Consider the following 15,026-nt stretch of genomic DNA (forward strand, 5'->3'; position numbering starts at 1 on the left):
CAGGAAGCCTACCGACAGTCACCCCCGCCCCGGCACGGACCCCGCCGCGCGCTCAGCGCAGCGCGCCCGGGGCGTGCGCCGGCACCGCCGGACGCACCGGCGGCACCGCCGCCACCCGCCGGTACGCCTCCCCCAGCGGCGGCCGGGGATCCGCCTCGCCCCGGTTGGGCCAGCACGACATCGCCCGTTCCGCCTGGGCGGTGATGGTCAGCGACGGGTTCACCCCCAGGTTCGCCGACACGGCCGCCCCGTCCACCACGTGCAGCCCCGGGTGCCCGTGCACCCGGTGGTACGGGTCGATCACCCCGTCGGCCGGGGTGGCCCCGATCACCGCCCCACCGAGGATGTGCGCGGTGATCGGGATGTCGAACGGCTCGGTGAGCGACCCGCCCGGCGTGCCGCCGATCTCCTCGGCGAGCAGCCGCGCGGCGGCGTTGCCGGCGGGGATCCACGTCGGGTTGGGCTCGCCGTGACCGGGGCCGGCGACCAGCCGCCGCCCGAGCGGGCCGCGCCGCCAGCGGGTGGTCAGCGAGTTGTCGGCCGACTGCATGACCAGCGCGATGACGGTGCGCCGCGACCAGTCGCGGACGGTGAGCATCCGCGCCGCGAGGCGGGGCTGGGTGAGCAGCCCGACCAGCCAGCGGCGGACCCGGTGCGGCCCGCCGTCGACCAGCAGCGACTGGAGCAGTCCCATCGCGTTGGAGCCCCGCCCGTAGCGGACCGGCTCGATGTGGGTCTGCGGGTCGGGGTGGAACGAGCTGGTGATCGCCACCCCCTCGGTGAAGTCCAGCCCCTGCGCGCGGGCCGGCCCGGGTGGCACGGACGCGCCGAGGATCGCCTCGGAGTTCGTCCGGGTCAGCTCGCCGAGGCGGTCGGACAGGTGGGGCAGCGCCCCGGTGGCCTTCATCTCGTGCAGCAGCCGCTGGGTGCCGAGCGCCCCGGCGGCGAGGACCACCTGGTCGGCGTGCCACACCCGGCGGCGCCTGCGCAGCCAGGCCCCGGTGCGCACGGTCTCGACCCGGTAGCCGCCCCCGTCGGCGGGGCGCACGGCGGTGACGGTGGTCAGCGGGTGCACCTGCACGCCGAGCCGCTCGGCCAGCCACAGGTAGTTCTTGACCAGCGTGTTCTTCGCCCCCTGCCGGCAGCCCGTCATGCACGCCCCGCAGTGCGTGCAGCCGGTGCGTTCCGGGCCGGCGCCGCCGAAGTACGGGTCGGCGGCCCGCTCCCCCGGCCGGCCGATGTGCACGCCGACGGGGGTGGGGTGGAAGGTGTGCCCGACCCCCATCCGGTCGGCGACCGCCCGCATCGCGGTGTCCGCCCGGGTATGCAGCGGGTACGTGGTGACGCCGAGCATCCGCTTCGCCTGGTCGTAGTGCGGGGCCAGCTCGGCCCGCCAGTCGGTGACGTCCCGCCACTGCGGGTCGGCGTAGAACGCGTCGAGGGGCTCGTAGAGGGTGTTCGCGTAGACCAGGGAGCCGCCGCCGACCCCCGCGCCGGAGAGCACCAGCACCCCGCCGCCGGCCTTCCGGTCGGCGGAGCGGAGCAGGGTGATCCGTTGCAGGCCGTAGCAGCCGAGCCGCGGGGCCCACAGGAACCGCCGCAGCCGCCACGAGGTCTCGGGGAACTCGTCGTCGGCGAAGCGCCGCCCGGCCTCCAGGACGCCGACCGAGTAGCCCTTCTCGGCCAGCCGGAGCGCGGTGACGCTGCCGCCGAAGCCGGACCCGATGACGAGCACGTCGTACCGCATGAACGCATCATTACCGACGAGTAGCTCTCGCGCCATAGCCGGTTTTCGCGGGACCATGCACCCCGCCGCCGGTGATCCGCGGCTCAGCGGCCGCAACCCGGCGTGGCCCTCGGAGCGTTGTAGGGGCGGGGGTGCGGACATGGCCGGACAGACGGGTACCGGACGGCGGCGGTGGCGGGTGGGGCTGGCCGTCGTCGCGGCGGCCGTCGTGCTGGCGGTCGGCGGCACGGTGGCGGCCCGGCTGGTCGCCGACCGGCAGACCGAACGCGGGGCGGGGCGGGTCACCGCCGCGCCCACCCCCACGCCGTCGCCGACACCGAGCCCGACCCCGCCGCCGGGGGCCGACGTCACCGGGCCGCTGAACCTGCTGCTCGTCGGCGTGGACACCCGGGTCAGCGTGCCCGGCTGGGAGCCGCACGGCGACGCCGTGCTGGTGGCGCACGTGCCGGCGGGGCTGGACCGGGCGTACCTCTTCTCGCTGCCGCGGGACCTGCTGGTCGACATCCCGGCCTACCCGAAGGCCGGCTACTCCGGCGGGAAGACCAAGCTCACCCACGCGATGAGCTACGGCAGCCGGGTGCCTAGCAAGCCCAAGAAGCCGAGCACCGCCCAGGGGTACGAGCTGCTGCGCAGCACCGTCAGCGGCTACACCGGGCTACGCTTCGACGCCGGCGCCGTGGTCACCTTCACCGGCTTCGAGAAGCTGGTGGACGCCGTCGGCGGGGTCGACCTCTACGTCGACCAGCGGACCGTCTCGCTGCACCGGCGGCCGGACGGCCGGCACCGCGAGGCCGCGCCGGGCGGCGGCGGCTACGTCGGCCCGCAGATGGTCTACGAGAAGGGCGAGCGGCACCTCAACGGCTGGCAGGCGCTGGACTACGCCCGGCAGCGCTACGGCCTGAAGAACGGGGACTACGACCGGCAGCGCCACCAGCAGCAGCTCATCCGGGCCATCGTGGCGAAGATGCAGTCCGAGAGCCTGCCCCGGCAGCCCGACCGGGTCGAGCAGGTCGTCGGGGCGCTCGGCGACACCCTCCTCTACGCCGGCGGGCCACGGATCGTCGACCTCGCGTACGCCCTCGGCGGGCTGCCCGCCGACCGGCTCGTCCTCGTCGGCCTGCCCGGCGAGGGGGTGGGCAAGGGCAGCGGCTACCGCGGCGAACAGCTCAAGCCGGTCGGCCGGCAGTTCCTCACCGCGCTCAAGGAGGGCCGGGCCGAGCAGTACCTGGCCGACCACCCGGAGCTGGTGGTGAAGAACTAGGCCCGGCTAGAGGCCGAGCGCCGTCCGGATCAGCACGGCCAGCGCCTTGGACCGGCTGTGCGGCGGCCAGGCGATCACCGTCGTCACGCTCGGCGCGTCCTGCACCGGCACGGCGGCGATGTCGCGGCGCAGGTGGACCCGACACGACTCGGGCAGCACCGCCGACGCCCGGCCGAGCGCGATCAGCTCGTACAGCTGCACCTGGTCGCGGACCTGCGGACCGGGACCGTCCGGGTAGGTGCCGTCGCGGCGCGGCCAGCGCGGCAGCGGCAGGCCGGGAAGGTCGGCGACGTCGGCCTCCCGCAGCTCGGCCCGGCCGGCGAGGGGATGCCCGGCCGGCAGCAGCACCACCTGCCCCTCCGTGTACAACTCCTCGGTGTCGAACCCGACGGCCGAGTCGAACGGCCGGTGCAGCAGCGCCACGTCCGCCCGTCCGTCGCGCAGCAGCCGCTCCTGCTCGCCGATCCCGCACAGGTGCACGTCGACGGCGACCGCGCCGGGTTCGGCGGCGTAGGCGTCGAGCAGCTTCGCCAGCAGTTCGCTGGACGCTCCGGCCTTGGTGACCAGGACCAGGCCGGGGTCTCCGGTCGCGGCGCGGGCGGCGCGGCGGGTGCGCCGGTCGGCGGCGGAGACGGCGTCGAGGGCCGCCCGGCCCTCGACCAGCAGCACCGAGCCGGCCTCGGTCAGGGTGACGCTGCGACTGCTGCGTTCCAGCAGCGTCACCCCGAGCCGCCGTTCGAGTTGCGCGATCGCCCGCGACAGCGGCGGCTGCGCGATGCCGAGCCGCTGCGCCGCCCGCCCGAAGTGGAGCTCCTCGGCGACGGCGACGAAGTACCGCAACTCCCGCGTCTCCATGCCCCCACGGTACCCGGGGCCGATACCCGCCGGGTATCGCTGCGCACTCAGTCGGTGTTGGTGGCCTGGCCGGGCCCGGCCAGGATCGACCGCATGAGCGAGGCGAAGATCGCGCTGGTCACCGGCGCCAACAAGGGAATCGGGTACGAGATCGCCGCCGGCCTGGGCGCCCTCGGCTTCAGCGTCGGCGTCGGCGCACGGGACGGGCAGCGCCGGGAGACCGCCGTGGCGAAGCTGCGCGCGGCCGGCGTCGACGCGTTCGGGGTGCCGCTGGACGTGACCGACGACGCGAGCGTCACCGCCGCCGCCGCGCTGGTCGAACAGCGTGCCGGCCGCCTCGACGCGCTGGTCAACAACGCCGGGGTGACCGGTGGCCGGGCGCAGCTGCCCACCACCGTCGACCTCGCGGTGGTGCGGGCCGTCGTGGAGACGAACGTGCTCGGCGTCATCCGGGTCACCAACGCCATGCTGCCGCTGCTGCGCCGGTCGGCGTCGCCCCGGATCGTGAACATGTCCAGCGGCGTCGGCTCCCTCGCCCGGCAGTCCGCCGCCGAGGGTGACCTCACCACGGGTCCGGTCGCCGTCGCGTACTCGCCGTCGAAGACGTTCCTCAACGCCGTCACCGTGCAGTACGTCAGGGAGCTGCGCGGCACGAACATCCTGATCAACGCCGCCTGCCCCGGCTACGTCGCCACCGACCTCAACAACTTCCAGGGGGTCCGTACCCCGGAGCAGGGTGCGGCGATCGCGATCCGGCTCGCGACCCTGCCCGACGACGGCCCGACCGGCGGTTTCTTCGAGGACGCCGGGGTGGTGCCCTGGTGACGGCGTGACGAGGTGACAGGGTGCGGCGCGCACCCCGTGGGTCAGCGGGCCGTGGGGCGTTCCGGCTGCTCGGTGCCGTAGAGCCAGGCGTCGAAGAGCGCGTCGAGCTGCCTGCCGGAGACCTGCTCGGCGTGGGCGACGAAGTCGGCGGTGGTGACGTTGCCGTCGCGCCGGTCGGCCGCCCAGCCCCGGACGATCCGGAAGAACGCCTCGTCGCCGACGGTGGTGCGCAGCGCGTGCACGGTCATCGCGCCCCGCTGGTAGACGGAGTCGCCGAACAGGTTCGCCGCCCCCGGCCGGCCGGGCGGCGTCCGCCACACCGACGCCGACGCGCCGACGTACTCCCCGTCGAACGACTGCTGCACCGTCCGGCCGCCGTCGTGCTCCAGCCAGAGCCATTCGGCGTACGTGGCGAAGCCCTCGTTGAGCCAGATGTCGCTCCACCGGGCCAGCGAGACGCTGTCGCCGAACCACTGGTGGGCCAGCTCGTGGGCGACCACCCCGCTGTTCGCGCCGCGGCGGAAGAAGTTGGCCGAGTAGACCGGGCGGCTCTGCGTCTCCAGGGCGAACCTGATGCCCGGATCGTCGACGACCACCCCGCCGTACGACCCGAACGGGTACGGCCCGAACACGCCCTCCAGGTAGTCGGCCACCTCGACGGTGCGGGCGATCGAGGCGTCCGCCGCGCCCTCGGGCAGCCCGGTGGTGACCGCGCTGAACACCGGCCGTCCCTTGTGTTCGGCGCGGGTCACCCGGAAGTTCCCGATGGCCACCATGCTCAGGTAGCTGGCCATCGGGGACCGCTCGGCCCACTTCCAGGTGGTCCAGCCGGCGCGGGTGGTCTTGCCCACCGGCACCCCGTTGCTGACGGCGGTCAGCCCCTCCGGGACGGTGATCTCGAAGTCGTAGGTGGCCTTGTCGGCGGGGTGGTCGTTGACCGGGAACCAGGTGCTCGCCGACTCGGGCTGGCCGAGGGCCACCGCGCCGTCGGAGGTGTGCCGGAAGCCGCCCTCGCCGAGCGCCTCGTTGGTCAGCGGCTTCGGCGAGCCCTCGTACCGGATCTCGGCGGTGAAGCCGTTGCCGGAGGTCAGGCCGGCGGCGGGGGTGACGACCAGCTCGTCGCCGTCGCGGGCGTGCCGGGCCGCGACGCCGTCGACCGTCACCCCGCGCACGGTGAGCCCGGCCAGGTCCAGGTGGAACGCGGACAGGCTCGCGGTGGCCGTGGCCTGCACGGTGGTGGTGCCGGTGAGGCGGTCCGTCGCCGGGTCGTAGCGGACCTTCACCACGTACCGGGTCACGTCGTACCCGCCGTTGCCGTACCGGGGGAAGTACTCGTCGCCCAGCCCGGCCGCGCCGGGCGTGAACTGCCGCGACGCCGTCGGCGACGGGGTGGCCTCCCGGGCGGCCGGCTCGGGCGTCGAGGAGCAGGCGGCCAGCCCGAGCGCGCCGGCCAACAGCAGCCCGGTGCGCAGGCGCAGGCCCCACAGGCGCAGCGTCATCGCGTCGTCCCTCCCGGCGGAGGCCCCCGGCCCGGCGGCGGCCCTCGGCCCGCCCGGCCGGCCCGGCTCGTCCGGGCCGCTCCACCCGCGGCAGCCTACCGAGCGCGGGCGCGACTCGGGGTGGCGCGGGCGCTGCGGGCCACCGGGCCGGCGGCCTTGGGTGCCGGCGCGGCTCAGGGCAGCGCGGGCGCGGTGCCGCCGACGAGCCAGGCGTCGAGCAGCGCGCCCAGCCGCCGGCCGGAGACCCGCTCGGCGAGGGCGACGAAGTCCGCCGTGGTGGCGTTGCCGCCGCGCCGCTCCGTGGTCCAGGCGCGCAGGACCCGGAAGAAGACGTCGTCGCCGAGGGTCCGCCGCAGCGCGTGCACCGCGAGGGCGCCCCGCTGGTAGACAGCGTCGCCGAACATGTTCGCCCGGCCCGGGTCGACCGACGGCTGCGACCAGTCCGTCGCGGCGTAGCGGGCCGCGACGGTCTGCTCGACGGTCCGGCCGCCGTCGTGCTCCAGCCAGAGCCATTCGGCGTACGTGGCGAAGCCCTCGTTGAGCCAGATGTCGCTCCACCGGGCCAGCGAGACGCTGTCGCCGAACCACTGGTGGGCCAGCTCATGGGCGACGACCCCGGTGTCGGGGCGGCCGGAGCGGAAGAAGCCCGGCCCGTAGACCGGGCGGGACTGGGTCTCCAGGGCGTACGAGATGCGGCCCTCGGCGAGCGCGATCCCGCCGTACGACTCGAACGGGTACGGCCCGAAGCGGTCGGCGAGGAAGTCGACGACCTCGCCGGTGCGGGCCAGCGAGGCGGCGGCCGGCCCGTCGGCGGGCAGGCTCGCCGCGACGGCCGTGACCATCGGCTTGCCCTGGTGGGTGCCGGTCGTGACCCGGTAGTCGCCGATCACCAGCGTGCTCAGGTAGCTGGCCATCGGGGACCGCTCGGCCCAGCGCCAGGTGGTCCAGCCGCCGGCGCTGGTGCGCCCCACCGGCACGCCGTTGCCGAGCGCGGCCAGCCCGTCGGGGACGGTCACCTCGACGTCGTAGGTGGCCTTGTCGGACGGGTGGTCGTTGACCGGGTACCAGGTGCTCGCCGAGTCGGGCTGGCCGAGCGCGACCGCGCCGTCGGCGGTGGCGAGGAAGCCGCCGAGGCCCAGCGTGCTGCTCTCGACCGGCTGCGGCACCCCCGCGTACTCCACGTCGACGGTGAACCGGGCGCCCCGGGCCAGGCCGCGCGCCGGGGTGACCACCAGTTCCTCGCCCTCGCGGGCGTGCCCGGCCTTCGCGCCGTCGACGCGGACCGCGCCGACGGTCAGGCCGGACAGGTCCAGGTTGAACCGGGACAGCCCGGCCGTCGCGGTGGCCGTGATCGTGGCGTGCCCGGTGAGCCGGTCGTCGGCGGGGTCGTAGCGGACCCGCAGCCGGTACGCGGCCACGTCGTAGCCGCCGTTGCCGCGCCCGGGGACGTACGGGTCGCCCGCGTCGGCCGCCCCACGGCGGGCGCGGTCGGCGTCGGGCGGCGTTCCGGTGCAGGCCGCGAGGGCGCCCACGACGAGGCAGGCGGCCAGGACGGCGCGGCCGACCGGTCGTCTTCCTGTGCGGACCATCGCTCTCCCTCGCCTGTCGGGGGCGAGCCTAGCCCACGCCGGCCGACAGAAGCGTCTATAACCGGCAATAGGCCCACAATCGACCCCGCCCGACGCGAACGGCCCCGCCGCTCTCCCGCGGCGGGGCCGTTCCCCGTGCTCTTCCGGGTCGCCCCGGAGCCAGGGTCAGCGGTCGAGGACCAGGCCGACCTTCTGGAACTCCTTGAGGTCGCGGTAGCCGCACTTGGCCATCGCCCGGCGCAGCCCACCGAACAGGTTGAGCTGGCCGTCCGGCTCGTCGGCCGGGCCGAACAGCAGCCGCTCCATCTCCCCGAGCGGCTCGCCGGCCACCTCGAACGCGCCGCGCGGCAGCGACGGGTGGCTGGCCGCCGAGTGCCACCACGCGCCGCCTGCCGGGGCCTCCGCGCACAGCGACAGCGGCTCGCCGAGCATCACCGCGTCCGCGCCGCAGCCCAGCGCCTTGGCGATGTCGCCGGAGGTCTGGATGTCGCCGTCGGCGATCAGGTGCACGTACCGGCCGCCGGTCTCGTCGAGGTAGTCGCGGCGGGCCGCGGCGGCGTCGGCGATCGCGGTGGCCATCGGCACCCGGATGCCCAGCACCGACTCGGTGGTCGACCAGCCGTCGCCACCGATGCCGACGATCACGCCGGCCGCGCCGGTGCGCATCAGGTGCAGCGCCGTCTTGTAGTCGGTGCAGCCGCCGACGATGACCGGCAGGTCGAGGTCGGCGATGAACTCCTTGAGGTTGAGCGGCTCGTCGGTGGTGGAGACGTGCTCCGCCGAGACGATGGTGCCCTGGATGACCAGGATGTCCACGCCCGCGTCGAGGATCACCGGGGCCAGCGCCAGGGTGTGCTGCGGGGAGACCCGCACGGCCACCGTGCCGCCGCCGGCCCGCAGCTCGCGGACCCGCTCGGCGATGAGGTCCGGGCGGATCGGCTCGGCGTACACCTCCTGGAGCCGCTTGGTGGCGCGGGCGTCCTCGCCGAGGCCCGACAGCTCCTCCAGGATCTTGGTCGGGTTCTCGTACCGGGTCCACAGGCCCTCGACGTTGAGCACGCCCAGCCCGCCGAGCTGGCCGAGCCGCACGGCGGACCCCGGGCTCATCGTCGCGTCCGAGGGGTGCCCCACGCAGGGGATGCCGAACTGGTACGCGTCGAGCTGCCAGGCGGTGGAGACGTCGTCGACGTCCCGGGTGCGGCGGCTCGGCACGATGGCGATGTCGTCCAGGTGGTAACCGCGCTGCGCGGTCTTGCCCAGGCCGATCTCGACCACGTCACGCATGGTGGCTCCAGGTGGTGTCGGGGTGGTGGTGGGGTCAGCGGGAGTGGTAGTTCGGCGCCTCGACGGTCATCTGGATGTCGTGCGGGTGGCTCTCCTTGAGCCCGGCCGCGGTGATCCGGATGAGCTGGCCGCGCCGGTGCAGCTCGGGGATGCTCTCCGCGCCGACGTACCCCATCGCGGCCCGCAGCCCGCCGGTGAGCTGGTGGGCGACGGCGGCCAGCGGCCCCCGGTAGGGAACCTGGCCCTCCACGCCCTCCGGGACCAGCTTGTCCTCGGCGAGCACGTCCTGCTGGAAGTAGCGGTCCTTCGAGTACGACTTGGCCTGCCCCCGCGACTGCATCGCGCCGAGCGAGCCCATCCCCCGGTACGCCTTGTACTGCTTGCCGTTGATGAAGATCAGCTCGCCGGGGCTCTCCTCGCAGCCGGCCAGCAGGCTGCCGAGCATCACGGTGTCGGCGCCGGCCACGAGGGCCTTGGCGATGTCGCCCGAGTATTGGATGCCGCCGTCGCCGATGACCGGCACGCCGGCCGGGCGGGCGGCCCGCGCCGCCTCCATGATCGCGGTGATCTGCGGCACGCCGACCCCGGCGACGATCCGGGTGGTGCAGATCGCGCCCGGACCCACCCCGACCTTCACCCCGTCCGCGCCGGCCTCGACCAGGGCCTTCGCCCCGGCGTACGTGGCCACGTTGCCGCCGACGATGTCGATCGTCACGTCCTTCTTGAGCTGGCGGACCATGTCCAGCACCGCCCGCTGGTGGCCGTGGGCGGTGTCCACGATGATCACGTCGACGCCCGCGTCGACCAGCGCCCGCGCCCGCTTGTACGCGTCCTCGCCCACGCCGACGGCGGCGGCCACCCGGAGCCGGCCGGCGTCGTCCTTGGTGGCGTTCGGGTACTGCTCGCTCTTGGTGAAGTCCTTCACGGTGATCAGCCCGCGCAGCCGGCCCGAGCCGTCGACGATCGGCAGCTTCTCGACCTTGTGCTGACGCAGCAGGGCCAGCGCCTCGTCCTTGCTGACCCCGACCGGGGCGGTGACCAGCGGCGTGCGGGTCATGATCTCGCGGACCGGGGTGGCCGGCTCGGAGACGAAGCGCATGTCCCGGTTGGTGACGATGCCGACGAGCTGCCCCTCGCCGTCGACCACGGGGACGCCGGAGATCCGGTAGCGCCCGCAGAGCGCGTCGACGTCGCGCAGGGTGTCGTCGGGGCTGGCGGTCACCGGGTTGGTGATCATGCCGGACTCGGAGCGCTTGACCAGGTCGACCTGGAGCGCCTGGTCCTCCAGGGAGAGGTTGCGGTGCAGCACGCCGATGCCACCCTGGCGGGCCATGGCGATCGCCATCCGCGCCTCGGTGACCGTGTCCATCGCGCTGGACAGCAGCGGGACGGTCAGCTCGACGTTGCGGGTCAGCCGGGTGCGGGTGTTGACCCGGCTGGGCACCACGTCCGACTCGCCGGGCTGGAGGAGCACGTCGTCGAAGGTGAGGCCGAGCGGGACCACCCGGGCCGAGCCGGCGGGCAGCTCCGGCAGGTGGCCGCCCAGCTCGCCGGTGTCGGCGCCGGCCGGAAGATCGATGCTGGGCGAATTGTCCACGATTGCTCTCCTGAGCTGGGTCGGGCGGGCTTCGGCGAGGAGGCGCGCGCGGACGTCCGGCGCGCGCCGGGTGAGGACGCGTCAGTGTCATCGTACCCATCGGCCCAGGCCGGCCCCGCCGGTGCCGGGCCGGTGGACGACGCTGCGTGACGTTCACCCCCGCCGAGGCCGACGCGGGGTGACCGGCCGGACGGGGGCGGGCGTCCGTCCGGCGCGGGGTCTACGGTGAGGGGGTGCACGACGAGCCCATCGACCCGTTCAACGGCGACCCGGCCGATCCGGCGGCGGAGCTGCACGACCCGGCGGACGACGACACGCTCGACCCGCTGACCGAGGTCGAGCGGCAGGACGTGCTGGAGGACCTGGCCGACCTGGAGATCTACCAGGCCCTGCTGGCCCCCGTCGGCGTGCGCGGGCTGGTCATCGAGTGCGAGGACTGCCGCGAGCCGCACTACTTCGACTGGGACCTGCTGCGGGGCAACCTGCGCCACCTGCTCAGCTCCGGCCGCCCCCGCGTGCACGAGCCGGCCTACGACCCGGATCCGGACCACTACGTCACGTGGGACTACGCCCGGGGATACGCCGACGGTGTGCACGACACCCTCACCGAGGGCACCGACGACGACCCGACCCCCTAGGGTCCCCGTCACCACACCCCTACCGCGCGGCCGTCCGCCGCGTCGCCACGTCTGCGCGCCACCCGGCTCCCGCGCGGCACCTACGCGGCACCCGGACCCGACACCCGAACCCCCGTCGAAGACTTTCCGTCACGATCGCCGGGGCGGGCCACCGCAGCCCGCCACCTGACCCTGAGTAAGGGTCGCCGGACTCCCCACACATCGCCCCCTCCCTTTGCTCTGCACCCACCCACGCATCACCGGCGCTGAGCTGGCGATACGCCAATCGCACACGGCACGCACCCGCCATGGCCGGACACCCAGCGTGAAGCGTTGCGTATCCGGGTGCAGAGCAAAGGGAGCGGTGGGGTTGGTGTTGCCGGGCAGGGAGACCACGTTGTGTCACCAGCGGGGCGAGACGGACGGCAGCGGACAGCGCCACGGCGATCGTGCACTCGCGGCCCGATGGGCCGGTCTCGCGGCTTCTGCCCAGGCCGTACCTCCTGCGGGGTGGGCGGGAAGGCGCGCGGGTGGGCGGGCAGCTGGGTGGGTCAGGTGACCAGCCCGGCGCGGAAGCCGGCGGCCACCGCGTGCGCGCGGTCCCGGGCGCCGAGCTTGCGGAACAGCCGGCGGGCGTGCGTCTTGACGGTGTCCTCCGAGACGAACAGCTCACGGCCGATTTCGGCGTTGCTCTTGCCCTCGGCCATGCCGAGCAGCACCTGGAGTTCCCGCTCCGTCAGGCCGATCGCGCTCCGGCCGCCCCTGGCCGGGGCGGGACGCTGCCCCGCCGCGGCCGGGGTCTCGCCCTCGCCGCCCGCCTCCACCTCGTCGTCGCCGCGCTGCACCGGCACCACCGGCGGCGTACCACCGGGCGGCTCCTCGGGGCCCGCCGGCCAGGCCGGGCCGGGCTTGGCCGGGGGACGTCCGGCCGGGGCGGGGCGGGCGGGTCCGCCGACGGAGGCGGCGTCGCGGGCCGGGTCGGTCACCCGGCTGCGGGTGGCGCGGCCGGGCGCCGAGAGCAGCAGCAGCGCCTTCGCCACCGCGCTGGTCAGATCGTGGTCGGTGCCCTGGATCAGCCCCCGGGCGCCGGCGCCGATGGTCGCGGCGGCGGCCTCGGACTCCTCCGCGCCGAGCAGCAGCACCGCGGCCTGCGGGGCGCGGGCCAGCACCCGCCGGACGAAGCCAGCGCTGTCCGGCCGGGTGAGGGCGGTGTCGGCGAGCACGACGTCCGCCGGGACCTCCGCCAGGCGCAGCATCACCTCGGGATCGGAGACGGCCGTACGAACGGCGGCGGACAGCCCTAGCCGCGCCGCCGCGGAGTTCAGTTGCTGCGCGGCGAGCGGTGTCCGAACGCACACGAGGACAGTACGCACTGTGGTCTCCTCTCCGACCCCGAGCAGACCATGGGGAGGCGGCGTCGGGTGGGCGTTCCCGGCAATCCTTCGAACTTTTCCGACAGTTAGGGCATATCAGTCAGGTTGTCCGACCTTTTCGATCACAGACGTGTGAGCGGAAGCGAGGCGGGGTAACGGGGAGCCCGAGCCGGAAACGGTGCGCCAGCGCGGCCGCCGCCCGGACACCGGTCAACTGAGGATCTCCGCGGTGCCGCGCGGGAGGAGGGGTGCTGATGTCGAACGTACGCAGGCTGCCCGGACCCATCGTCGACCTCTGGGACTGGCAGCGGCTCGGTGCCTGCCGGGGCCGCGACAGCGCCCAGTTCTTCCACCCCGACGGCGAACGCGGCTCCTCCCGGCTGCGCCGGGAGTCCGGCGCCAAGACGGTCTGCCGGGCCTGCCCGGTACGCGCCGAGTGCGCCGCGCACGCCCTCGCCGTCCGTGAGCCCTACGGGGTGTGGGGCGGCTTCAGCGAGGCGGAGCGGCTGCGGCTGCTCGCGGTGGGCTGGGAGGACCTGGCCGACCGCCGGCACTCCCGCGTCGACGTGGCCCGCCTGGAGGCCCGCCTGGGCCGTCCGCACAAGTCCACCGTGCCGGCGCAGCGCAGCGTCGCCTGACGACCGCCGCCACGCCCACCGTCGGGTGACCGGGCCACCGGCGGGCCGCCCGCCACGCCCACGGCCGGGCGACCCGCCTGCCGGCGCGGCTCCGCCCGGCGGTCAGCCCACGGTGACCCGGACGGTGTGCCAGCCGGTCGCGCCGTCCGGGTCGACGCGCTGCCGGCGCTCGGTCTGCGTCTCGCCGCTGGCGTCGGTGGCCCGCACCTGGAGGGTGTGCTCGCCGGAGGTGGCCGCCCACTGCCAGGACCACTGCACCCAGGTGTCCACCGACACCGTCGGGGCGAGCGTCGCCTCCCGCCACGGGCCGTCGTCCACGCGTACCTCGACCCGGCGGATGCCCCGGTGCTGCGCCCAGGCCACCCCGGCGACCATGACCGGGCCGGCGGTGAGCCGGTTGCGGGGGCGGGGCGTGTCGATCCGCGACTGGGTCTTGATCGGCCCCTGCGCCGACCAGCCCCGGGGCACCCAGTACGCGTCGAAGTCGGCGAAGCTGGTCAGCTCCAGCTCGGTCACCCACTTGCAGGCCGAGACGTAGCCGTAGAGGCCGGGCACCACCATGCGTACGGGAAAACCGTGCTCCACCGGCAGCGGCTCGCCGTTCATCCCCACCGCGAGCAGGGCGTCCCGGCCGTCGCGCAGCGCCGCCGTCGGGGTGCCGCAGGTCCAGCCGTCGACGGAGCGCCCGACGACCTGGTCCGCGCCCTCCTCCGGCTGCGCCTCGTCGAGCAGCTCCCGGATGGGCACGCCCAGCCAGCGGGCGTTGCCGATCAGGTCCCCGCCGACCTCGTTCGACACGCAGGCCAGGGTGACGTACCGCTCGACCATGGGGCGGGCCAGCAGGTCGGCGAAGCTCAGCTCGATCGGGTTGCGCACCCGGCCGTGGATGCGCAGCCGCCAGGTGTCCGGGTCGACCTGCGGCACCACCAGGGCGGTGTCGATGCGGTAGAACCCGGACGTCGGGCTGACGTAGGGGGCGAGCTGGGTGAGGGAGAGGTCCGCCCCGGCCGGCACCGCCGGCGCGGGCGAGGCCGGCGCAGGCAGGGCGACCGCCTGCCGGGCCTGCGACACCCCGCGCCGCCCGGCCAGCCAGTGCCCGCCCAGCCCGGTCACCACGGCCGCGCCGGCCAGCGCGCCCACGCCGGTGAGGAACCGCCGCCGCCCCTCCGGGCGCTCGGGGTGCAAGGAAGGGCCCCTTGTTAACAGGGGGGTGTTAACAAGGGGCCCTTCCTTCTCACCGGGCGGGGTCCACGGCCAGGGGTCGGGGTGCAGGGGGCCGGCCAGCAGGAGCCAGAGCGTCAGCGCGCCGAGGGCCGCCCCGGCCAGCGCCGGCAGCGCGTCGGTGGCGTCCGCGCCGGCCCGGGTCAGCGCGGCGGCCACCCCGAGAGCCGCGAACGCCCCGATGCCCGCCAGGCCGAGCCACAGCCGGCGGGCGGCGAGGACGCCGAGCAGCGCCGCGAAGCCGGCCAGCAGCAGCGCCGTCCCGACCAGCAGGGCGATCTTGTCGTACGTGCCGAAGACGGCGATGCCGAACTGCTTGACCGGTTCGGGGACGGTGTCGACGACCAGCCCGCCGACCGCGACCAGTGGTGCCGACCGGGGGCCGGTCAGCACCGCCACCGGTTCGGCGGTGCCGATCGCCACGGCGGCGGCGGTGATCCCGGCCAGCGCGGCGTACCCGCGCGAGATGGTGCCCATCCGCCCAGTGTTTCCGACGGGGCCGGGGAAGCGACAGGCACGT

General features: G+C 75.0%; 12 protein-coding genes. 4 read left to right on the top strand and 8 right to left on the bottom strand.

Going from position 1 to position 15,026, the window contains the following annotated elements; translation table 11 throughout:
• Nucleotides 1–52 precede the first annotated feature (52 nt).
• On the bottom strand, nt 53–1,747 hold the full coding sequence (locus ACVMYR_RS12150; protein WP_457121840.1) for an FAD-dependent oxidoreductase: 1,695 nt from the start codon (nt 1,745–1,747) through the stop codon (nt 53–55).
• Between the two features lie 139 nt (nt 1,748–1,886).
• On the opposite strand from ACVMYR_RS12150, the gene ACVMYR_RS12155 reads away from it, so the two are divergent.
• Nucleotides 1,887–3,008, top strand: coding sequence for an LCP family protein (locus ACVMYR_RS12155; RefSeq protein WP_457121841.1), 1,122 nt, complete (start codon nt 1,887–1,889; stop codon nt 3,006–3,008).
• A gap of 6 nt (nt 3,009–3,014) precedes the next feature.
• Here the strand turns inward: ACVMYR_RS12155 and ACVMYR_RS12160 are convergent, their stop codons facing one another.
• Nucleotides 3,015–3,863 (bottom strand): LysR family transcriptional regulator, encoded by an 849-nt coding sequence (locus ACVMYR_RS12160; RefSeq protein ID WP_457121842.1) that lies wholly within the window; start codon nt 3,861–3,863, stop codon nt 3,015–3,017.
• A 93-nt stretch (nt 3,864–3,956) separates the two neighbouring features.
• On the opposite strand from ACVMYR_RS12160, the gene ACVMYR_RS12165 reads away from it, so the two are divergent.
• On the top strand, nt 3,957–4,688 hold the full coding sequence (locus ACVMYR_RS12165; protein WP_457121843.1) for an SDR family oxidoreductase: 732 nt from the start codon (nt 3,957–3,959) through the stop codon (nt 4,686–4,688).
• A 41-nt stretch (nt 4,689–4,729) separates the two neighbouring features.
• On the opposite strand, the gene ACVMYR_RS12170 is transcribed toward ACVMYR_RS12165, so the two are convergent.
• From ACVMYR_RS12170 to guaB, 4 genes are all read right to left on the bottom strand, one after another.
• Nucleotides 4,730–6,181: a M1 family metallopeptidase gene (locus tag ACVMYR_RS12170; RefSeq protein WP_457122046.1), complete on the bottom strand. Its 1,452-nt coding sequence runs from the start codon at nt 6,179–6,181 to the stop codon at nt 4,730–4,732.
• Between the two features lie 179 nt (nt 6,182–6,360).
• Nucleotides 6,361–7,776 carry a M1 family metallopeptidase gene (locus tag ACVMYR_RS12175; RefSeq protein WP_457121844.1) on the bottom strand — a complete coding sequence of 472 codons (1,416 nt, stop codon included), beginning with the start codon at nt 7,774–7,776 and terminating at the stop codon, nt 6,361–6,363.
• Between the two features lie 165 nt (nt 7,777–7,941).
• A complete protein-coding gene (locus ACVMYR_RS12180; protein WP_457121845.1) occupies nt 7,942–9,060 on the bottom strand; it encodes a GuaB3 family IMP dehydrogenase-related protein in 1,119 nt (372 codons plus the stop codon).
• A gap of 34 nt (nt 9,061–9,094) precedes the next feature.
• A complete protein-coding gene (gene guaB / locus ACVMYR_RS12185) occupies nt 9,095–10,657 on the bottom strand; it encodes an IMP dehydrogenase (protein ID WP_077940130.1) in 1,563 nt (520 codons plus the stop codon).
• Between the two features lie 233 nt (nt 10,658–10,890).
• Here guaB and ACVMYR_RS12190 point away from each other — a divergent pair, with 233 nt between their 5' ends.
• Nucleotides 10,891–11,295, top strand: a complete 405-nt coding sequence (locus ACVMYR_RS12190; RefSeq protein WP_043965658.1) for a DUF5319 domain-containing protein — start codon at nt 10,891–10,893, stop codon at nt 11,293–11,295.
• Nucleotides 11,296–11,825: 530 nt separating this feature from the next.
• On the opposite strand, the gene ACVMYR_RS12195 is transcribed toward ACVMYR_RS12190, so the two are convergent.
• Nucleotides 11,826–12,647: a helix-turn-helix transcriptional regulator gene (locus tag ACVMYR_RS12195; RefSeq protein WP_091276357.1), complete on the bottom strand. Its 822-nt coding sequence runs from the start codon at nt 12,645–12,647 to the stop codon at nt 11,826–11,828.
• 254 nt (nt 12,648–12,901) lie between these two features.
• On the opposite strand from ACVMYR_RS12195, the gene ACVMYR_RS12200 reads away from it, so the two are divergent.
• Complete coding sequence (locus ACVMYR_RS12200) at nt 12,902–13,285, top strand: WhiB family transcriptional regulator (protein WP_043966530.1); 384 nt, start codon at nt 12,902–12,904, stop codon at nt 13,283–13,285.
• A 102-nt stretch (nt 13,286–13,387) separates the two neighbouring features.
• On the opposite strand, the gene ACVMYR_RS12205 is transcribed toward ACVMYR_RS12200, so the two are convergent.
• Entirely contained in the window at nt 13,388–14,983 is a 1,596-nt protein-coding gene (locus tag ACVMYR_RS12205; RefSeq protein ID WP_457121846.1) for a molybdopterin-dependent oxidoreductase, read from the bottom strand.
• Nucleotides 14,984–15,026 lie beyond the last annotated feature (43 nt).

The organism is Micromonospora sp. PTRAS2 (assembly GCF_054052245.1).

Coding starts and splice junctions, on each gene's coding strand:
- ACVMYR_RS12175 (WP_457121844.1), bottom strand. CDS start 7,776: ATGGTCCGCACAGGAAGACGACCGGTCGGCCGCGCCGTCCTGGCCGCC.
- ACVMYR_RS12205 (WP_457121846.1), bottom strand. CDS start 14,983: ATGGGCACCATCTCGCGCGGGTACGCCGCGCTGGCCGGGATCACCGCC.
- ACVMYR_RS12200 (WP_043966530.1), top strand. CDS start 12,902: ATGTCGAACGTACGCAGGCTGCCCGGACCCATCGTCGACCTCTGGGAC.
- ACVMYR_RS12165 (WP_457121843.1), top strand. CDS start 3,957: ATGAGCGAGGCGAAGATCGCGCTGGTCACCGGCGCCAACAAGGGAATC.
- ACVMYR_RS12150 (WP_457121840.1), bottom strand. CDS start 1,747: ATGCGGTACGACGTGCTCGTCATCGGGTCCGGCTTCGGCGGCAGCGTC.
- ACVMYR_RS12180 (WP_457121845.1), bottom strand. CDS start 9,060: ATGCGTGACGTGGTCGAGATCGGCCTGGGCAAGACCGCGCAGCGCGGT.
- ACVMYR_RS12160 (WP_457121842.1), bottom strand. CDS start 3,863: ATGGAGACGCGGGAGTTGCGGTACTTCGTCGCCGTCGCCGAGGAGCTC.
- ACVMYR_RS12155 (WP_457121841.1), top strand. CDS start 1,887: ATGGCCGGACAGACGGGTACCGGACGGCGGCGGTGGCGGGTGGGGCTG.